16 protein-coding genes are annotated in these 20,876 nt (G+C 58.8%); 11 read left to right on the top strand and 5 right to left on the bottom strand.

The genetic code is table 11. The features are described 5' to 3' along the window. Nucleotides 1-67: 67 nt before the first annotated feature. Nucleotides 68-1,327 (bottom strand): serine hydrolase domain-containing protein, encoded by a 1,260-nt coding sequence (locus H8B02_RS02805; protein WP_229164761.1) that lies wholly within the window; start codon nucleotides 1,325-1,327, stop codon nucleotides 68-70. A 380-nt stretch (nucleotides 1,328-1,707) separates the two neighbouring features. On the opposite strand from H8B02_RS02805, the gene H8B02_RS02810 reads away from it, so the two are divergent. The 4 genes from H8B02_RS02810 to H8B02_RS02825 all read left to right on the top strand — a co-directional run bounded on the left by H8B02_RS02810 (nucleotide 1,708) and on the right by H8B02_RS02825 (nucleotide 5,394). Beyond that, a complete protein-coding gene (locus tag H8B02_RS02810) occupies nucleotides 1,708-2,595 on the top strand; it encodes a hypothetical protein (protein WP_229164762.1) in 888 nt (295 codons plus the stop codon). A gap of 141 nt (nucleotides 2,596-2,736) precedes the next feature. Continuing rightward, on the top strand, nucleotides 2,737-3,894 hold the full coding sequence (locus tag H8B02_RS47910; protein ID WP_229164763.1) for a glycosyltransferase family 4 protein: 1,158 nt from the start codon (nucleotides 2,737-2,739) through the stop codon (nucleotides 3,892-3,894). A gap of 400 nt (nucleotides 3,895-4,294) precedes the next feature. Further along, nucleotides 4,295-5,161, top strand: a complete 867-nt coding sequence (locus H8B02_RS02820; protein WP_229164764.1) for a heparin lyase I family protein — start codon at nucleotides 4,295-4,297, stop codon at nucleotides 5,159-5,161. Between the two features lie 59 nt (nucleotides 5,162-5,220). Next, nucleotides 5,221-5,394: a hypothetical protein gene (locus tag H8B02_RS02825; protein ID WP_229164765.1), complete on the top strand. Its 174-nt coding sequence runs from the start codon at nucleotides 5,221-5,223 to the stop codon at nucleotides 5,392-5,394. 60 nt (nucleotides 5,395-5,454) lie between these two features. On the opposite strand, the gene H8B02_RS02830 is transcribed toward H8B02_RS02825, so the two are convergent. The 3 genes from H8B02_RS02830 to H8B02_RS02840 form a co-directional block, all read right to left on the bottom strand. Next, entirely contained in the window at nucleotides 5,455-6,714 is a 1,260-nt protein-coding gene (locus tag H8B02_RS02830; protein ID WP_229164766.1) for a glycosyltransferase family 4 protein, read from the bottom strand. Next, complete coding sequence (locus H8B02_RS02835; protein ID WP_229164767.1) at nucleotides 6,695-7,957, bottom strand: nucleotide sugar dehydrogenase; 1,263 nt, start codon at nucleotides 7,955-7,957, stop codon at nucleotides 6,695-6,697. The genes H8B02_RS02830 and H8B02_RS02835 overlap by 20 nt, the downstream gene beginning before the upstream one ends. Nucleotides 7,958-8,388: 431 nt before the next feature. After that, nucleotides 8,389-10,131 (bottom strand): hypothetical protein, encoded by a 1,743-nt coding sequence (locus tag H8B02_RS02840; protein ID WP_229164768.1) that lies wholly within the window; start codon nucleotides 10,129-10,131, stop codon nucleotides 8,389-8,391. Between the two features lie 703 nt (nucleotides 10,132-10,834). Here H8B02_RS02840 and H8B02_RS02845 point away from each other — a divergent pair. From H8B02_RS02845 to H8B02_RS02880, 7 genes are all read left to right on the top strand, one after another. Continuing rightward, a complete protein-coding gene (locus H8B02_RS02845; RefSeq protein ID WP_229164769.1) occupies nucleotides 10,835-11,995 on the top strand; it encodes a Gfo/Idh/MocA family protein in 1,161 nt (386 codons plus the stop codon). Nucleotides 11,996-11,999: 4 nt separating this feature from the next. Beyond that, nucleotides 12,000-12,641 carry a sugar transferase gene (locus tag H8B02_RS02850; protein WP_283842123.1) on the top strand — a complete coding sequence of 214 codons (642 nt, stop codon included), beginning with the start codon at nucleotides 12,000-12,002 and terminating at the stop codon, nucleotides 12,639-12,641. Nucleotides 12,642-12,684: 43 nt separating this feature from the next. Next, the gene (locus H8B02_RS02855; RefSeq protein ID WP_229164796.1) at nucleotides 12,685-13,848 is read left to right on the top strand and encodes a DegT/DnrJ/EryC1/StrS family aminotransferase; all 1,164 of its coding nucleotides are present in this window, start codon (nucleotides 12,685-12,687) and stop codon (nucleotides 13,846-13,848) included. Between the two features lie 26 nt (nucleotides 13,849-13,874). Beyond that, complete coding sequence (locus tag H8B02_RS47915; RefSeq protein ID WP_312000590.1) at nucleotides 13,875-14,612, top strand: acyltransferase; 738 nt, start codon at nucleotides 13,875-13,877, stop codon at nucleotides 14,610-14,612. A 26-nt stretch (nucleotides 14,613-14,638) separates the two neighbouring features. Then, a complete protein-coding gene (locus H8B02_RS48375) occupies nucleotides 14,639-15,595 on the top strand; it encodes a glycosyltransferase (RefSeq protein ID WP_229164797.1) in 957 nt (318 codons plus the stop codon). Between the two features lie 88 nt (nucleotides 15,596-15,683). Continuing rightward, entirely contained in the window at nucleotides 15,684-16,700 is a 1,017-nt protein-coding gene (locus tag H8B02_RS02875; protein ID WP_229164771.1) for a polysaccharide deacetylase family protein, read from the top strand. Nucleotides 16,701-16,762: 62 nt separating this feature from the next. Continuing rightward, nucleotides 16,763-17,914, top strand: a complete 1,152-nt coding sequence (locus H8B02_RS02880; RefSeq protein WP_229164772.1) for a glycosyltransferase — start codon at nucleotides 16,763-16,765, stop codon at nucleotides 17,912-17,914. A 164-nt stretch (nucleotides 17,915-18,078) separates the two neighbouring features. Here H8B02_RS02880 and asnB read toward each other — a convergent pair whose 3' ends face one another. Continuing rightward, on the bottom strand, nucleotides 18,079-20,034 hold the full coding sequence (gene asnB / locus H8B02_RS02885) for an asparagine synthase (glutamine-hydrolyzing) (RefSeq protein WP_229164773.1): 1,956 nt from the start codon (nucleotides 20,032-20,034) through the stop codon (nucleotides 18,079-18,081). Nucleotides 20,035-20,876: the final 842 nt, after the last annotated feature.

Genomic DNA, 20,876 nt, shown 5'->3' on the forward strand with positions numbered 1-20,876 from the left:
CCTCCCAGGCGCAATCGACGAAGACCGGGCGTGATCAGGTGAGGAGCCACGGCGCGACGTTCACTCGTCAGTGGGCCTTCGGCTGGCCATCCGGCCAATCGTATTCGGTTGCGATACCGCGCATGATTTCGTTAGCCAACTCTCCGCCTTGATCCCCGTTCGTCATGATCACAGCGCCATCTCCATTTTCGAACATCGTCATCACGCTGACGAACCCATCGTTGACGCCTGCATGTAGAATTCGTCGATGCGGCGCGACCCCTAGTACAATCGGACCAAGTCCGTAGTTGCCAAGGCCGGGTGTTAGCATTTGGAGAGCCGTAGCCTGCGACAGCACGGAAGCATCTCGACCGGTCCAGGCGCGGACCACGCCCAGCGCAAAATGTGCGACGTCAGTAGGTGTCGTCCACAATCCTGCGGCAGCCAGCTCGGGATAGATATGCGGACCGCCCGGTACCGGCTCTCCGGTCGCCCGGTAGGCTGTTGCGGCCATTGGAGCGTAATTTTTGGGCAGCGGCTGTAGGAAACTGCTGTGGGTCATCCCGAACGGCTTGAGAACAACTTCTTCAAGCAATTTTGGAAACGGTATGCCGGTCACGTCGATGAGCAGCTGCTGCACAACGGTGTAGCCGCCGCTGGAGTACTCGAACCGTGTGCCGGGCTCATGATCGACAACGACAGGCGCGGTATTTGCAGAACCGCATAGTGCAAACCAATCGTGCGCTGACGGCTGGAACCCGGTTAAGTCACGACACAACAGCGACGCGCCATTGAGAACGTCGCCGAGTGACGGAATGGGTGCGCCTGCAGGATATCCAGGAAAATAAGGAACGGTTATACCAGCCGAATGATTCAGCAGTCTTCGAAGTGTGACCTTCGATTGATCGGTGAACGAGTTAACAGGGAGCTTCCAGGTCTTAAGGGACAGATTGACGTCGCCATCGAGATCGAGCTTTGCGGCCTGAACCAATGCGAGCGCCGCTACAGCAGTAACCGGTTTGCTGATCGACGCTGCCTGGAATAAAGTTTCAGGTGTTACAGGCGGACCACCAATGGTGGCAACCCCGAACCCCCGGGCCTCGACTACGCCGCCATGAACCACCGCGATGCTGACGCCAGGAACGTGCAGTTCGTTCATCCGATCAGCAAGCTTCATCGGGGGCGCGGCTGCGGTGTCAGCCCTCAGTCCATTCACGATACGTTGCATGCGCTGTTCGAAGTCGCCGTTGCTGCCTGGCGGCGCGCCGTCCTGTGCACGCAAAGCCTGGAGGGTTGCGATGCTTCCTATGATGGCGAGCAAGGCGATACGGCCGACGTTGAGAATCATCGACGTGGAGCTCCGCGAGCGGCCGGTGGATTGGACCATGCGAGGATTTCTAGCAAGACGGCGGCACTTCCGGTAGGGAAGTCGTCAACCGTTGAAAGCGGTGTCTCTGCCGGTGCAATCCGCCGCCGCAGACGCCTGCAATTTGCAGCGAGACAAACCCCTTCCAGACGGCGGCAGAGCTCTCCTTGGTCGGCGCACAATCCGAGCCGGCCGGCCCGGCTTTTGCTGTGATCGAGAATGGGTAATCCGAAAGGGTCGAGCCGCGTATCGACCCAAAAGATTATGCTTGTGAGAGGAGCAGGGCGCACCAGGAGCAGTGTGCCTTCAATCGACAGAGTTCGAGCGAACCCGAGAGACGAGCTGAGCAGAGGGTGCAGTATATGACGGTCCTGATGCGCTTCTCCGGAAGTTTTGGGGGCGGCGTGGCTTTGAATGCAAGGAATTTCCTGACGGAAGGTGATGCGTTTACGCAAACACAGGAGGCCGCGTTCTTTGCCTCAATCCGGCTGCGGAACGGCACCTATAAGACCACCGATCATCATCGCCTCGATGATCTCAATAAGCTGGTTATCGATGAGTGGAAGAAGCTTGGCAGCAAGCCGAGCCAGATCATGGACGTCGGCGTATCATCAGGGATTTCCTCCGTCGAATGGGCTGATGCTCTAACGCGCGCTGGCATCGAGGCGAAGATCCTGGCGACGGATCTGTGCATGCGCGGGAGCCTCGTGCGCCTGTTGCCAGGATATGAGGTCCTTCTCGATCGCGATGGCAAAGTGCTTCAGCACATCGTTGCCAATCGTCCGGTGCGCTGGTACCTGAATGGTCCCCGAGATTTTCTCAAGGGCACCGGGTTCGTAGTCGCTGGCCTGAACACACTTGCAGGCGTGCTGCTGCTCCTGACGAACATGCGGGAAGGGGGGAAGGATGTACTTCTGGTGAACCCGCATGCCCGCGACGACGCTCGGCTGAGCTTTGCCGAAGATGACATTCTGGCGCCTAGCCCTGCTCATCTGCGTGGCCGGTTCAACGCAATCCGCGTGTCGAATCTGCTCAATCATGGCTATTTCAACGAAGCGCAGTTGCGTGGCGCGGTCGGCAACCTGAGGGATCGCCTGGTCGGTGCCGGTTCGTTCCTCATTGTGAATCGAACGCTCGCGAACGGCACCAATCACGGCACGCTCTTCCGACTTAACGGCGCAAACAGATTTGAGACGATGGCCAAGCTTCGGGAGGGGAGTGAGATTGAGAGTATCGTACTGTCGGCTTGACGCGGGACGATCGAGCTTCTCGATGAAGGCAGGGCTCGCTCTTTCGCTACACGAACTGAGAAGCCGTACACCTCGAGTTCGCGGGCAGAGCGTCGCAGAGCTTCTTTTGATTGTGCGGTCCTATTAGGCACGAGGTGTCGGGTGCGTATTCTCTCGATGGATTTTTCCATCCCTTATCTGATGAAAGATGAGAACTACCCGATCGGCGGGTGGGCGATCGAGCTCGCAGTGTGGCTTCGTGCGCTTGAGAACGCCGGTCACGAAACCGCTGTTCTCACCTGGAAGGGCGCGCTGGAGCACGTAGGTTCGGGACAGCAAATCAAACTCATAGAGACCTACGATCCCGCTCGTGGTATTCGGGTGGCGAAGTATTTCTATTCGTACATTCCGAAAGTGTTGGCGGCCGCCCGCAGCTATCGCCCGGATATTCTGATCCAGGGAGTATGTGGAATACACACCGCCATCATGGCGTTCGTCGCCGATCAGCTGAAGGTTCCATTCGTCTATCGCGTTGTGAGTGACATAGATGTCGATGAGCGATGCAAAGCTCTTCTGCCATCCCATGAATGGATATCCTATTCGTGGGCTCGGCATCGCACCGCCGGGTTTCTTTGTCAGAATGAGTATCAACGCGGAAAGTTGGCAGCGCTTTTTCCGGACAAGCCAATCCACGTCCTTCATAATCCGTTTGCGATAGCAGAGGACGCGGCCGCTCCTTTGCCGCGCGCAGAACGCGGATACGTTGCCTGGCTCGGTGTCTTCCGCTATCCGAAGAATCTGCCCATGCTTTTCCGGATTGCCCAGGCATTGCCGGCCGTCAAGTTTCGCGTGGCGGGGATGACGTCGCCCAATACCGATCAATCGACGATGGACGCCTTGAATGGCTTGCGTCAGCTGCCAAACGTGGAATTGGTCGGCTATGTGCGGCGGGCGGACGTTCAGAAATTTCTATCGGAAGCGACAATGCTTCTCTGTACGTCGGACTTCGAGGGCTTCTCAAATGCATTTCTGGAGGCGCTGGCGGTCGGCGCACCCATCGTGACGCGCCGGCACGTTGATCCGGATGCGATTGTCGAACGTCATGTTCTCGGCGCTTCAGTTGAAGACGAGTTGGCGCTTTCAAGATTTGTCAGTGAGATTTGGAACATGGACGCGGGTGAATACAACGCACTCAGTCGGCGATGCCAGATCTATGTCAAGGCAAATCACTCCCCGATGGTGAAGACCCACGAGTTGATGGCGGCTTTGATGCCCCTTGTGGCCCGGTCGAGGCACTCGGGTGCAACTGTTATGCACTGAGCCGCTCGCTCGTTGTCCATCGAGACCGGCGATGAGCAGCGCGGGACGCGCGTGGTGAGGCGCTTAATCGGATCCGCCCGTTGATTTTGCGCCCGGCGTCAACAAGCGAGACAAGGGTCCCCTCGGCACCACCGCCATCGACGCTCTGGTAGCGTGATCCGCCGGCGAGGCAGACACGCCGGCCGCAAGGCTCTGCGCCGCGATGCAATTGATCATGCATCATTCGGAGCTGATCCCTGGCGGTAGTCCTTATTTTCCCTCGATTGAGCCCCTCGATAAATTGCATCGAGATTTGAATGGGTTACCCTTGGTGTGACTGCGCATTTTGCGACGGTCGCGGGACCGAACAAGGATGGCAATGAGAGTAGTTTTACCCCTCATCTTCGCGCTGGCTGGGAGCGTGGCGGAAACTTCCAATGGATCGACATCGAGCATTGCCAATGCAGGTGATCAGAGAACGCTGTTGGCGGAGGGCCCATCCGCCGAGACCTACAATGCTGGTGGCACCGATGGGAATACAGCAACCAGCAGAACGGCTGTTTCGTCGATCAACTCATTCTCCGGCAAGCCGCGAACCCGCTTTCGGATCGGCGACGTTAGCTACGGCGTTCACGTCGCAGACCAGGGCTATAGTCTAACCAATCCCGACCCCCAAACCCTGCGCTTCGAGGTCCGCAAGGGCGACCATGCGTGGTACGACAGCTCGTCCGTGGATCGTTCCGAGATCAATTCCACGGTGACCTATCCCGCCGCCACGCCCATCACGCTCAGCTACCAGCTCATGGTGGAGGCGAACGGCAGCAACGGGGCGCTCGTCAACAGCGCGACCGGTTGGTTCATCGTCGGACAGTGGCACAACGACGATGACGCCTCGGGCGTCGGAACCTCGCCTCCGGTCGCGCTGAACATGCAGGGCGATCACCTGCAGGTGCTCGTGCGCTACTGCCCGCCGGGCAAGAACCCGAGCAACGGCGCAGGCTTCGTCGTCACCAAGACACTCTGGACCGACCCCAACCCGATCGCGACCGGCAAGTATCACGACGTGAAAATGCAGGCCCAATTCTCGAACGACACGACCGGCTACCTGAAAGTCTGGATCGATGCGGCACCGGTCGTGAATTACAGCGGGCCGCTGGGCTTTGGGGTCGGCACCAACTGGGAATTCGGAATCTATCGGTCGGCGGCACCCGAGACCGTTGCCGTCAATTACCGAAACTTGATGATAACGACCGGGTCGTTAACGCCTGTATCGTCGGAGCGACCGTGACCCACGGTGCGCAACGTCGCCGGCGGCACCGCTTCCCTGGTCCGATGGATGCGGCCGCGATGAAGCAAAACGATCTGCCGCTGGGCTTTTGTTCAGTGCGCGATGATCCGCCTGGCGTTCTCGATTGGCGGATTAGGCGTGCAACGTTGAGCCGCTTGGGATCAGCCATGAACTGGCAGCGCATGGCCTACGGTCAATGGCCGGGTCTGCCGCAGTCTGATGGTCTGCGCTGATGGGTTTTCTGCAACGGGAACCAAGCGTCTGCCGACATGCAAAAGAAGAGGTTCCCGTGCTCATTTATCCCTTAGCTTGAATACCTTATCATAGGCCGCCAAAAGCTTCGTCGATGCATGATGCCAGGCGAGTTCGCCATTGATTCTCTTCTGGCCGAATGCGCCCATAGCTTCGCGCCTCGCCGGATCTTCCAAAAGCTCCAGTATTCTATCGCCGAACTCGGCGGTATCCGCATTCGGCACATACAACGATGCATCTCCCGCCGAAAAGCGGCCTTCCGTGAGGTCGAATTGGACGATGGGCTTGCCCAGCGTCATGTACTCCATGATCTTGTGCATCGTCGATTTGTCGTTCATCGAACTGGGGCGATCCGGATTTACGCAGACGTCCGCCGTCGACAGAATGGTGAATAGGGTGTCGTCATCGACACGGCCGGTGAATGTGACCACGTCATCCAGTTCGAGCGCCATCGCAAGCTTCTTGAGGTCCTCCAATTCCCGTCCGCCTCCGACGATCACGAACTGGATATCATTGCGGTTCCGTGTGCTGCGGATGTGCTTGATTGAATCCAGCAACAGGTCGAGCCCCTCCTGTCGCGCGATAAGACCGACATATCCGACAAGATACTTTCGTCCCTTCTTCCAGGAGGGGTCTGGTGGAAGTGAGCGAACGCGGGACACATTCGGAGCGGAGCGCACAACGAACACGCGATCCGGGCGCATTCGGCCCCGTTCAATCGCAATAGCGCGATACGACTGGTTGGTCGCAATCGATACGTCCGACAACGCGAATGTGACGCGTTCAAGCAGAACCATGACGCGCCAAAGAAGGCCGCGACGTCCGAATTTCGCCTCGTAGAGCTCCGGATTGACGTCGTGCTGATCGAAGACAAAAGACTTCCCGAACAGAAATTTGTGAAACGCACCGATTAAGAAAATGAGATCGGGCGGATTGCAGGCATGGATCACGTCAAATCCGCGCGTTGCCAGAACTTTCACGCTCAACACGAATTCCCAGAACAGCGCCACGCTGTACTCTATTGCATAACCCAGCACCCCGCGACCTTCCGCGGGCATCCAATGGCGATAGACTGCTATTCCCTCGAGCATCTCAAATGAGGCCGTTGCGCCCGGTCCCTTGGGACAGATCACGGACACCTCGTAGCCATGCCGCGCCAATGTGGTCGCTTCCGACCACACCCGGCCGTCGAACGGGACTGGAAGATTCTCGACGATAATCAGGACCCGGCCACGAACCGAGCCAACGCCCGCATGTTCGGATTTGCGCGCAACGGTGTCGTCATGAGAGAGTGTTGACATCAATTACCCGTTTTGCGTTCAGCGCCATTTGCTTCGCCCACCCTCGGGTATCGATGACGAGGTCGAATAGCTCCGATTCGGCGGCGGACTTTGCGATCAGCAACTTGCGAAGGGCGGGCAAATTGGCGAACGCATAGCCAAGGTTCTGCCCCAGCAGTTTCGACGGCTCGACGTGCGGATCGTAGATCGACAGGCCGATGTGCAAGCGGAGGAATTTGCGAGCCAGGTCGATGTTGGGACTTTCGCGAAGATCGTCGCTGTTCTCCTTGAAGGCAAGTCCCAACATAAGTACCCGTCCGCCGGGCGGGACTGCTTTCAGGCAATTCTCAAACAGGAAATTCTTGTGCTCGTCGTTCGATCTGAGCACCGAATCCACGAGCCAGGTATGCGCGCCGACATCGCTTGCGATGTATTGGAGCGCACGAACGTCCTTGGGCAGGCAGGAGCCGCCGAATGCGCCGCCTGGCCTCAAATAGTAGGGTGAAATGTTGAGCTTAGTGTCGGAAACGAAGATCTTGTGCACGGTTGTCGCGCTGATGCCGAGCTTGTCGCAAACGCGACCGACTTCGTTGGCAAAGGCAATCTTTACTGCGTGGAACGAGTTGTCGACGAATTTGGTCATCTCCGCCGTACGATAGGTGGTGTAGAAGACGGGGACCGCGATGCTCGCGTTCAACTCGTCAAGGACCGGGCACCGTTCCCCGTCCTTTGTTCCGACCACGATCTTCGGCGGATTGAAGAAGTCTTCGATCGCTACCGACTCGCGCAAGAACTCGGGATTATAGACGACGTCGACGAGCTCCATCCTGCCGTTCAATGCGCTTTCGAAAATCGGGAGAACCAGATCCTCGATGGTGCCGGGTCGCATCGTGGAGCGAAACACCACAGTTAACGCTGCCGTGCGGGTGGGGCCGATCAGGTCCGCGATCTGATGGGAAACTTCAGCGACGAAGCTCATGTTGTGAGATCCGTCCGGGGCGCTGGGTGTTCCCACGCACACTATTGCCAACGCGCAGCCGTCGAGATGCCCGCTCGCGTCCTTCGTTGCGCTCAGCAGGCGCTTTCGGACAGCGGATTCGACAAGTTGATCGAGGCCGGGTTCCGTGATTGGAGATTTCCCCGCATTGACGATCGCGACTTTCTCATCGCTGATGTCGACGCCGATGACTTCGTGCCCTTGCCTTGCCAGGCAAGCCGCTGCCGTCATGCCTACGTAACCGAGTCCGAACACCGCTATTTTCATCTCAATCCATCACGCGCATCAGGTTGCGCCGGCAACACTGGCGGCTAGTTAGGGGTTGTCTGCAAGGTCGACGGCTTCATTCAGAGATGGTCTTCGGGCAGGCCCTCTGAGGGAGCGCTACGCGTCCGCAACGCCTTCCAAAGTGCAGCCCGATTGTATTCGTTCAGGCTTGCGGAGCCTGAACTTTTTCGGGCTACCTATTCCGGTTTTGGCCGGCGAAGGCGGACTTAAGCGGCGCTAGAAGCAAGAGATCGAATGCTCGAGACCGGTGTCCACTTCAGCCGCCTTTGGAAGCGCGTGGTAGCCGCCGCCGAGAGGCGGACAAGTTGGAGGGGCGAGCGGCGGGAGGCCACCCACGCTCGTAGCTTCACGATAGAGGCAATGTGTCCGGGCCGAAGCGGCTTGATCGCGTCGCTTTGTTTCGTCTGCGGCTACGCGCGAGAACGAAGCAGGTGACCGTAATTGTCACGAAGTTCCGATAGATATCGCCGGATGGCCACCCCGAACCGGTATCGGATCGATTCCGAGGCGGGCGAACCATGCAACTGTTCGCGATAGATGCACCGTATATCCGCCGCGCCGCCCGGCGGGACATCGACCATCACTCGAACATGTCCGTCCGTGTATTCGTACGCGCTGAGGCCTTGGTTGACTTCAACGCCCTTTAGGGAAGCGATCTGCGGTTCGCGCTTCATGACGCAAATCCGTCGCGTCGTGGGCCCGCCGTTCTCGAAGAGAAGCCGCTCGGCAAGCATCCTTACCAGGATTGTTTCGCCGTCGGATCGAATGCCGTAGCTGCGGCGAACGGCGTCCTCGAGAGGTCGCCAGCAGAGTTTCCAGCGCAAGGATGCGAGCTGCCGGAGAAATGCGGCCAGGTCGCTACCGTGGCCGCGGAGAAGGTCGTGATGTCCGGCAATGAAGCACGGCTTGCCCAGGAGTCCGTCAAACGCGAAGTTTTCGATGCCGTGGTCAATGTATCGCCGGGTAAAGATCGGGAAGCTCCCATACCGGACAATGGCGACACTCCAGAGATCGGCGAGTGTCGTTTCGTTCAGCGCATCATTGGCTGGTGCGACCTCGGTGTTGACGGCCGCGATGAAGCCATTTCGCTTGAGCGCCGAGGCGGCCTCCGGCGAGAATGCCCCTTGCGGGAAAACCATCACGTTTTCGTGGTCAAGCGCGGTGTTCTGGCGAAGGGCCTGCATCCGCGTTCTGGCGGTTTTCAGCTTTCTGTCGAGCAGCTCAGGCGAGCGGGCTGCGAACTCACCTCCTGTGTGATCGCAGCCGTGTACGCAGACGGACAATTTCCCGCTGCTTTCTCGGAAGGCGGCAACAGTGCCGCGGTTTGTTCGTCTCCAGTTCCACGGAATGAAGGCAATGGTCGTTGCGAATGTCAGCTTGTCCGCAAGCTGCAACAGGTCATCAAAATCGAGGAGACCGTACCGCGGCCACAAGGGTGGATCGTCAATGATCAGGCAAGCGCTTGTTTCAACGCTCGTCAAGCAAACGTCGCGGAACGCCCACTTCAGATACATCACGACCGGCACTGCGCCGGCGAAACCCTTCTTCACATCAAAGTAGCTTGCTGCGCGTTCGCGAACGTCCACGATCGTCAGCGACGAGTCAGCAAAAAAGCGGACACCGGAATAAGTGAACTCGGCGAACAGATGCCCCTCGCGCACTCCGACGATGCTCTGGAGGTTGCTATTGCGGACGGCGAGTGTGGTATCGGCGCCCCGCTCCAGTTGGATTTGCAGTCCCGACATCGGGCCGCACATTTCGGGAAAAGAATCGGTGACTGATACGGTCGTCGGGCACTGACCAGAGCCGCGGATTTCCGCCTCGGGATCTCCGGTGATCTGGCGCAGGACGGCCTTGCAGGGGTCGGTTACTTGAAATCCATAGACGAAAATTGAAGTGGCTGCCGCCAACCATGTCGGAAGCGCCTCAGTCTTGTTGCACTGTAACACTTCGGCGAGACAGGCCGCGGAGGTCAGGACGGAGAATTGCTGATGACCTGCTGTTGGCGCGGCTATGTTATCCCCGCGCGCTTGGTCGACTGTCAGCGCAGTCCAGGGAATTTCGAAGAGATCAAGAATTTCGGTCAGGTTGCGATCATTGGTCGATGGAGCGTTACCGCGGAGCAGGAGTGCGATCGAAGTGCCTTTGGCCATGGCGTTGGCGTTTCATCCGTGGGTTGTGCCTCATCTGTTGGTAAGGCCACCAGGCCTCCTGCAGATTGTTCGTGACCTCGCGCTTGTGCGCCTCTTTTGGGGAATCCTATCCGAAAGATGGCGATGTTTCCACTATAGGACGGCTGCGCAATGGTGGTCCCCGCCGAACTAATCTGCGGTATGCGATACCGCGGGCTTATCGAGATCAGATCAGGCCTTTCGCAGTCAGGGATTTGTGAATCCCGCGGCCGGCGTGAACCTAGATTGGCGGCACTAACATTCTGCGAGAGCGCTGCGTCGGGCACCATGCGACGCGTCGGGTTGCCGCAAACGAATTGCCGACGTGAGGCATTCGCGGGGGTGTGATGCGGAGACGACCGCGTACTGTTGTCCGTCCGGACGTGCCGACCAATATTGCAAGCAAAAAAGTGATTGATTCCAACATGGTGCCCAGCTCTTGGACGCACCAGGTCCGGCCACTGCACTGCGTGCGAAGCTCCTGGGTTCCCCACGCAAGGGCGGGGGTACCCCCGATGGGCGTGAACCATAATCCGTGTTCTACCGCGGCGCGCGTGCCCAACCGGCTATCCTAATTCGACGCACGCTAAGGCCTTCAATTAGGGAGCCAACATGGCGAGATAACCGTGCTCGTGAGGATACTGATATTTCACCATTGCTTTCCTCTGGCGTGATTGTGGCAAACATGTCGAAACAATTACATTCCAAATTCGTTCCTGGCTTAGTTGATACTCAGAACAAGACCGGTGGCGGGGAAATTGAGACCGCAAAAGCCGGTCCATCGCTCGCCGTCATCGGTTGCGGCTATTGGGGCGCAAAGCACATTCGTGTTGGCCACGATATCGGCGCAAGAGTGTCGATGGCCGCCGACATGCGGTCTGACAGACTCGAATATGTCAAATCACAGTATCCCTCTGTCGCTGTTTCGCGTGATTTCGATGCGATCCTGAATAGCTCGTCCGTCGACGGGGTGATTATCGCCACCCCCGCCGTGACGCACTTTGAGCTGGCGCGGGCAGCGCTCCAGGCCGGAAAGCACGCGCTCGTCGAGAAGCCGTTGTCCATGACGAGCGCGCATTGCCGCGAACTGATCGCGATCGCCGAAGAACGGAAGCGCGTGCTGATGGTCGGGCACACGTTCGAGTACCATCCGGCGGTGGGTGTCATGCGCCAGATGATCCGAAGCGGCTCTCTCGGCGAGCTCTACTACATCGATTCGCGGCGCCTGAATCTTGGTCTCTACCGGCCCGATGCCAATGTCCTGTGGGACTTGGCGCCGCATGACCTCTCGATCATCTTCTTCCTGCTTGAGGAGGTTGCGCACAACATCGGCGCGTGGGGTTGCGCGCACGTTCTGCCAGATGTCGAGGATGTCGTTTACGCCAAGTTGGGCTTCAAGAGCGGGCCGACCGCCCATGTGCATGTTTCATGGTTGGACCCCGTCAAGGTGCGCCAGATCACGGTCGTCGGCAGCGATGCGATGCTGGTGTTCGACGACGTGGAGCCCTCCGAGAAGGTTCGCGTTTACCAGAAGCGCTTCAGGCCGCGGATCAACGGCGATTCATACGCCGACTTCCAGTCGGCCTATCATCATGGCGATGTTCATATCCCCGCGATATCCAGCAGCGAGCCGCTGAAGCTCGAGTTGCTCGACTTCGTCAACGCAATCAAGACCGGGACGCAGCCCGTTGCGAACGGTGCGCATGGCCTGCGCGTCGTCGAAGCGCTCGAAGCTGCATCGGACTGTCTGCGGCTCAACCAGGAGCACCGTGGCAACGGAACACGTCAACCGGCGTTTCTGCGGCGGAACGCGTCGGCGGGGGCTGCCGAAATTGTCGTTAGATGAAGCCTTGCGATGGAAGGCGAGCCCGCGGGAATCCGTTAAGCGGGTGCTTGACATCGCTGTGAGCGTCTCCGCGATGCTCTTGCTGGCCCCGTTCCTTGTCGCGGTGTGGGTCGCGATCCGCCTCGACAGTCCCGGGCCGGCGTTCTTTTGCCAACGCCGGGTCGGACGATACGAGAAGCCATTCAATTGCTTCAAGTTCCGGACGCTTCGTCACAAGGCCGACGAGAACGTCCATCGCGACGCTATTCGCAGGGTTTGGGCGAAGGAGGTTCTCTCGAACGACCCTGATGCCCCATACAAGCTGACAGATGATCCTCGCGTGACGCGCGTGGGGCGGGTGCTGCGGAGAACCAGTATCGACGAGCTGCCGCAACTGCTCAACGTATTGCGAGGCGAAATGAGCATCGTCGGTCCGCGGCCCGCGATACCTTATGAACTCGAGTACTTTCGCGACTGGCATCATCAACGTCACATCGTGAAGCCTGGCATCACCGGACTTTGTCAGGTTCGCGGCCGTGGTCGCCTGGGCCCGGACGCGATGCTCGAGATGGACGTCGAATATGCAATGAACTGGACCTTGTGGACCGACCTGAAGCTGATTGCCCTAACGGTTCCCGCGGTGCTGCGGGGCCACGGTGCTCGATGAGGTTCTCGGGCAATGGACATGGAATCTGGTGAGGTTTGAAAAAATGAAAATTCCATTCGTAGATCTCAAGGCACAATATGCGACGCTAAAGGATGAGGTGGCCGAGGCGATTCGAGGCGTTCTCGAATCCACGCAGTTCATCGGCGGCGAGGCAGTTGCTTCGTTCGAAAGAGATTTTGCTGCCTATTGCCAGGTGCCCTATGCGCGCGGTGTGGCGAGCGGCACGGACGCGATTCATCTGGCGCTGCGGGCGTTGGGTGTTGGCCATGGTGACGAGGTGATTACAACCGCCCATACTTTCATCGCCACGGCCGCGGCGATCGTAGCGGCGGGAGCGCAGCCGGTATTCGTCGATATCGATCCCGATACCCACACGATCGATCCGAGGATGATCGAGCGGGCGCTGACAAGCCGCACGAAGGCGATCGTTGCGGTCCACCTCTTTGGTCAGCCGGCTGACATGGGCCCAATCAAGGACATCGCACGACGGCGCGGCCTCTTCGTGATTGAAGACGCGGCCCAGGCGCATGGAGCGGAGTATCAGGGGATCCGAACCGGGGCGCTCGGCGACGTAGCCTGCTTTTCGTTTTATCCGGGGAAGAACCTCGGTGCATATGGCGATGGAGGAGCGGTCACCACCAACAGTGCAGCGATCGCCGAGCGGATCGAACGGTTGCGCGACCACGGTCGAACCACCCATTACAACCACGCCGAGGTCGGGTTCAACAGCAGGCTCGATGCTCTCCAGGCCGCAGTTCTTCAAGTCAAGCTCCGACGCCTGGATGAGTGGAACGACCATCGGCGGCGTGCCGCGGAGTGGTACACCGCGGAGTTAGGACACTCGGGCATCAAGACGCCTTTCGTCCGAACGGGATCCACGCACGTCTACCATTTGTACGTGATCACCACGAACGAGCGGGACGCAATGCGTAAGAGGCTCGACGAGGTCGGCGTGGCGAGCGGAATCCACTATCCGTTGCCGTTGCATCTCCAGCCTGCATTCGCCTATCTCGGCTACAAGCAGGGCGATTTGCCGTGCTGCGAAGCGATGGCCGCTCGATCATTGTCACTTCCCATGTTCCCGGAGCTCACGCGCGATCAGGTGCGCGGTATCGCCGCGATTGTGCGTGCTGTTGCGGAGCGCGAAACCCACCAGGAACCGCAGCGGAAGCCCGTCGCGATGCACGCCGACGGCGGGAAGGTGTGACGATGAACCGAATTAGTGCACGGGCGGTGGTCGAGACCGAGGCGATCGGTGCGGACGTGACGATCGCTGAGTTCGCCGTGGTGCGGTCAGGTGTCACGATCGGCAACAGAGTGGTCATTCACCCGCATGTCGTGATCGAGAGTGGCGCGAGAATAGGGGACAACGTCGAGATCTTCCCGGGAGCCTATATCGGGAAGGTGCCCAAGGGGGCCGGCGCGTTGTCGCGGGCTCCGCATTTTGAGGCATGGATCGATATCGGTGCCGATTGTTCAATCGGACCGCATGCGGTCATTTTCTACGACGTCTCGCTCGGCGCGGGGACCTTGATCGGTGATGGCGCCTCGATCCGTGAACAATCGCGGATCGGCTCGAAGACGGTTGTCGGACGTTACGTTACGGTCAATTACAATACGCGTATTGGCGATCGCGTTCGTGTGCAGGATCATACCTGGCTGGCCGGCAATATGACGATCGAGGACGACGTGTTCATATCGGGCTGCGTCGGCACTTCGAACGACAACGCGATCGGCCGGAACGGCTACGATGGCTCGCCGATGCTCGGGCCCACTATCGCGCGCGGCGCGGCGATCGGCGTGGGAGCCAACCTCCTGCCGGGTGTCAGAATCGGTATTGGCGCTATCGTCGGCGCCGGCGCGGTGGTGACGAAGGACGTGCCTGACAATACGCTCGTGACGGGCGTCCCCGCGGAAGTTCGACGAAAGCTCAACGGGGCCGGCGGCACTGCCGAAGCCTCAAGGGAGTAATCGTGAGAATCCTCTGTGTCACCAATATGTATCCGAGCCCGGAGCGACCAGGGTCCGGAGCCTTCGTGTACCAGCAGGTAGAGCAGCTGCGTCGGTTGGGCCATACGGTCGACGTGATCAATATTGTCGGGTCCCAGTCGAAGCTGAACTATCTGAAGGGCACCTTTGATGTGATGCGAATGACTGGCGTGACGACATACGACATCGTCCATGCGCACTACGGATATTCGGCCTATCCTGCCATGTTTCGGTTGCGGGCGCCGCTCGTCATCACGCTGCACGGGACCGATGTACTTGGGAATATCCTTGAAAGGCTGTCGACGCGGCTTGTATCGCATTTCGCCGATGCCGTTATCGTCGTGTCAGAGGAGATGCGGAAGTGGATTCCCGGAACCGTGATTCCCTGTGGGGTCAACCTCGACGTATTCAGGCCGTACGACCGCTACGAAGCGCGAGCGCGGCTGCAATGGCCCAACGATAAATTCGTCGTTCTGTTTCCATTTGATCCGACACGCCCTGAGAAGCGATATGATCTGGCCAGAGCGTCAGTCGACCGGCTGGTGCAGGAGGGCGTCGACGCGCAGTTGATGACGGTCACCAATGTGCCGAACGAGGATATGCCCTGGTATTACAGCGCGGCAAACGCCCTGCTTCTCAGCTCGGATTATGAGGGGTCACCGACCTCCATCAAGGAAGCTCTCGCGTGCAATCTTCCGGTGGTGTCGACCAATGTCGGCGACGTCCGTGAACAGCTAAATGGCATCGCGGGGACGTGGATATGTCCGCCGGACGCCGGCACGATTGCGCGCAGCCTTCGAGAGGCCTTTGATTGGTCGCTGAACGGCGAGTTTCAGGGGCGGGCGGCAGTGGCGAGATACGACCAGGCGCTCACCGTGGAAAGAATCGTCGGAGTATATGCCGATGCCCTGTCGAACTTCAGGGCAAGTGCGGTAGGCAGGCGTTTGCTACGGAGCGGACGATAGCAATGCGCTTCGTGGAGAAAACGTCGTCGCCGGGATCATCGCTTCGGCCGGCGGAGGCGTGCGGTCATGGTTCTTACGGTGAGCTAGAGTGAAGCAGCTCCTCACGAACAGCGTAATCGAAATTGCCCGTTGGTCTGGCCTGATGCCGGCCGTCCGCAAGATCCTTGCTGGCCGGGCGGCTATCCTGATGTTCCATGAGATCCAGCAGGATGGCCGCTCGGAATTGATGACCGGGACTTCAGTCGGCCTCTTTGAATACTCGCTCAATTGGCTGCGGCAAGAAGGCTGGGAGATTGTGAGTCTGGCGACATCTCTCGAGCGATTGGCGTCGGATTCCAGGACGGGCGGCCGCTATGCGACGCTTACCTTTGACGACGGCTACCGGGACAATGTCGCGACCGCGCTTCCAATCCTCGAGCGATACAACGCTCCGTTCACGATCTACGTTCCCACAGGCGCTCCCAAGCGGACATTGCAGGCGTGGTGGCTGGGTTTGCGCGAAATGTTTCGCTCTGGCGACACGGTAACGATCGATGCAATGGACAGGCGATTTCACTGCCCCCGGCTGCGCGAAAAGATGGCGGGCTTGAACGAGGTAACTGAGTGGGTTCATCAGGATTATCACCGGATCGCAACGCTTGCTCCAACGTTCAACAAGGCAGGTTTGTCATTGTCGGCCTTGAATGAGGCATACTTTATGGATGAGCGCGAGCTTCAAGGCTTGGCGCGGCATCCTCTCGTGTCAATCGGCGGGCACACCGACTCGCATGCCGCCTTATCGTGCCTTGATAGTGAGACCGCACGAGCCGAAATGGCAGATAACCGCCGCTATCTGGAGCAGTTGCTGCAGCTTCCGGTTCAGCACTTTGCTTATCCTTACGGTGACTCCAAAGCATGCGGCCCCAGGGAAGCGGGCCTTGCAAAGGACATCGGCTTTTCAACCGCAGTGACAACCCGGCATGGGCAACTGTCTGATCTCAAATCGGATCATTTTGCGCTTCCTCGTATCGGCGTTGGGGGGCCATTCGATACGACAGCCAGATTCGAGGCGCGCATCAGCGGCATTCAATCGGCCGCTCACATGCTGTTGGGGTCCCAACGTTGAATGTAAGGCCGAACCACTCACTGCGAGGTGGACTGAATCAGGTCACTCGGGAGGGCGTTGAGATGCGCATATTGCACGTTATCGAACGTCTTGGCCCGGGAGGAAAGGAACGACAAATCGTCGAATTGCTGAAAGGGCTTGCCGCTCACAGTGACATAAGGTCATTCGTCGCTGTTATGGACAAGGACGAGGTTCGCCTCGAAATTGACCGCGAACACGCGCAAGTCATTCAGCTCAATCGCAGAGGCAGAAAGGATTTGCGCCTTTTCAAGAGCCTGTACGAACTGGTCACCGACCTGAAAATAGACATCATCCACTCGTGGGGCTCGATGTGCTCCATCTATGCAGCGCCGGTTGCGAAAGTGTGCGGTACGGCTTTCGTAAATGGGTTCGTGCGGGATGCGCCCGCGCATATGACGCTGTGGACTGAGGGGTACTTGAGAGGCAAGCTGACGATCCCGTTTTCGGACGTTGTCGTTGCCAACTCGCATGCGGGCCTGGCTGCCTACGGTATTCCCGAGCGCAAAGGTCTTTGCATCTACAACGGGTTCAGTCCTGAAAGGGTCTCGAACCTAAAGGATAAGACCGAGCTTCGCAGCAATCTGGGGATGGTGACGCCCCACATTGTCGGGATGGTCGCCAACTTTACGCCGAGAAAGGACTATGAAACGTTCGTTGAGATGGCATGCGGCATCTGCCGTCTAAGGGACGACGTCACTTTTTTGGCTATCGGTAGCGGTGGAACGCTGGAGCAGGTGCGCGACAGCATCCCGACTGAACATTCGCCGCGCATAAAGCTTCTGGGGCGCCGGAACGACATAGAGAGCATTGCCAATCTCTTCACTGTCGGCGTTCTCACCACCAATAGCCATTTGCACGGGGAGGGTATTTCCAACGCGATAACCGAGTACATGGCATTGGGTAAGCCAGTTGTGGCAACAGACGATGGCGGCACTTCTGAATTGGTTCTGGAGGGCCAGACCGGATTTCTTGTGCCGAGCCATGACGCCGGCGCCTTGACCGATCGCGTGCTCAAGCTGCTCGACAATGCTGAACTCGCCGATCGTTTTGGTGCCGCAGGACGTCGGCGCGTTGAAACGGCATTCTCGCTGGATGCGATGTGCGATGCATATCTCTGCCTTTATCGGAAAGTGGCGCGCAAGGGGTCGCGCGCGACATGGCAAGGCGCGACCACGAGCGATATGGTCGATTGATCGTTTGGTCGTTCGATCTCATTCCTGGCAACATGACGTGCGATTGGAGTTCTGCCAGATGAGTAGTGATAGTCACTTCGGTTGAGCCACCTCCAGGGCAACGTGTGATGCTCCCCACGTCGTTCGCTCGCGTCTGGCCAAGCCCCAGTCGTCGCCTTGGGCGTTCAAATCGGTTCCGGAACGGAATGCCTCGCCAGAGTTTCCAGACTCGACGGCTTGAAGGCTCGCAAGAACAACTCCAGGTTGGCCAGAGACCAAAGCACCTTTTCGTGGTTTTGACGGCGGGCGAGATGCTCGTTGACTAGCTGCCGCAAGACATCCCTGTCGCAGAAGGATCCCACGCGCGCACCGTCGCAAACCAGCAAATCGGAGATAAATTCGCGATGGGGACCGCGAAACCACTCCTCGATCGGCACGCGAAATCCGATTTTCTTGCGCGTCAGAATTCCCGGTGGAAGAATGTGCTGCATCGCCGCTCGCAATACAGACTTGCCGCCGCTCCGACCGACCAGGAAATTGTCCGGAAACCGCGCCACAAGCTTGGCGAGACTGGTGTCCATGAATGGCATCCTGCCCTCAATTGAACCTGCCATCATCATTCGGTCCGCACGTTCAAGGAGGTTGTCGGGTAACCACGACGTCTGATCGAAGAACAGCGTGCGCCGGACATTCGACCCGACGGCTATCGAGAACGGATGGGAATCCGGCGGCGTTACCGGCAGGGGGCGTCCGATAATGCGATCCCGTTCGTTAAGGGAAACTCCGCCAAACCAGAGTTGCATCCGGCTCGGCCAATCCCGCTCGCCGGCTGCAGTAGTCACGATCTTGGCGCGACGCATATCATACGGGAGTGCGCGCATTGCGGGTGATATGATGCGATCATGAATGGTCTGCGGAACCAGTCGTTGGTAAAGCTCGATCCAGAGCTCGGCTCGATGCTTGGGATAGCCGCCCAGAAGTTCGTCTGCTCCTTCTCCGGTAAGGACCATTTTCACCTTGCTCGCCGCCATATGCGACAGCATCATAACTGGAATATCGGCCGGTTCGGCCGCTGGGGCGCCACGACGCAGCACAGCGGTCGGCCAGCTTTTCAGGAAGTCGTGCGGCTCCAGCACGATCTCCTCGTGATTGGTGTCGAATTGACGAGCTATGGTGCGGGCGTGATCGAGCTCGGAGTAGCCGGCTTCACGAAAGCCAACTGAGAACGTGCGCACGCGCTCAGAGCTATGGCGGAGCATGGCGGCCACAACCGCAGACGAATCGATGCCGCCAGACAAGTAGGCTCCAAACGCAACGTCACTCCGCATGCGAATGCGCACCGCATCATCGAACGTCGCCTTGAACAACCGGACCGCCTCGCCGAAGTCCGTGATATCGGGCTCTGCCGTTGCCAACGGCGGTATGAAATACCGGGTGATGTTTGTGCGTCCTTCGCGCCACACCAGGTGGCAGCCCGGGGGAAGCTTGCGCACGGCTTGAAAGAATGTCCTGGGACCGGGGACATATCGATTGAGGAGATAATGCCCGACGGCATGCGGGTCGATCTGGGAATTCATGCCCGGGAACTTGAGCAGGGGCTCGATTTCCGAGGCGAACAAAAGTCCTGAGTGCTCGGCTATGAACAGCGGCTTCTTGCCGAACGGGTCGCGCGCCAGGACAAGCTGTTGGGTCCTCGCATCCCATAGCCCGAACGCGAACATGCCACGGAAACGCCTGATCGAGTCCAATCCCCAAGCCCGGTAGGCTTCGATCAGCACTTCCGTATCGGAGGACGTGCGAAAAGCATGTCCAAGAGAGACGAGTTCCTCGCGCAACTCAATGTAGTTATAGATCTCTCCATTGAATACGAGACCGATCGAGCCATCAGCGCTCCACATTGGCTGGGCTCCGTGCTCGAGATCGATGATCGAGAGACGCCTATGCCCCAAGCTGACTTGATGGTGCCCGCCGGCAGTGTCGCCTTGCCAGTAGCCGGCGCCGTCGGGGCCCCTGTGCTTCATGAGGTTGGTGAGGCGGACAAGAGTCTCGTAGTCTTGCCGGTACTTTCCCCGAAGTGCCCAGCCAAAAATCCCGCACATGATCCCTGCCAGCTTCTTGTGTCCGGACATTGCTGTGGCCACGGATGACCCTCAATGGGAAAGGCGGAGTAATCCTTGGAGATTGCGTCATGATGCCCTCTCGACTTGCTCGCGAGGACGGTGCGCATCACGCTCCGTCGCGACGTTTGGTGTTCAACCAGCAGGATCGCGGGAGCCCGGCCGCTGAAGTTCCATGTTTGGGCTTTCTGCGAGGGCGGCATGCCAGCGAAAATTCTGTCTTTTCCGGCGTGGCCTCAGCAAGCAGACGCGAACTGAGTTTCATCCGGCGATGAGCGGACCCTCAAGCCAAATGCGGCGCTGAACCTCGCGGGCGTCGCACCCGGAGAGCTGAAGTGTGTTTCGCATCGGATCGAAACTGCACGCGCAACCTCTAACCGGTGTCAGCGCTCATTCGGGGATCCCGGGGCGGTGGCCAATGCGGCCGGCGCCGAGGAATATCGATCGGACCGCTGATCGCGCCGCTATCGATACGGCGCGGACGGGCGAAGGATCACCGCGACGCAAAAGAACCTGCCCGCGGCGCCCGATCGAGTTGATTGCCTCTGTGGGCACGGTTCGCGGTGCGCCGTTATCGGCAGTGTTTTCGAACTCGATCGTTGCTTGCCACGCGACCTGCAGCGTTCGCGATGGCGCTCGCCGACATGGACGAGATCAGTGGAGAACTTTTTTTGGTCCCCTCTGCAATGACGCTGAATTTGACTGCAACGACAAGCACATGCCGCTGGTGCCGCCGGTTTTGCAGTTTCAAACTATCGCCATGTTAAATAATTTTTTTGCCATACTCGCTCATTAACCAACCGACCCAGCAGTTGGGGATGGGCGATTCGCACTGCATTGGAATGTGCACGCAGTTGATGCTGCGA

Source organism: Bradyrhizobium altum (assembly GCF_020889705.1).
Lineage (GTDB): Bacteria > Pseudomonadota > Alphaproteobacteria > Rhizobiales > Xanthobacteraceae > Bradyrhizobium > Bradyrhizobium altum.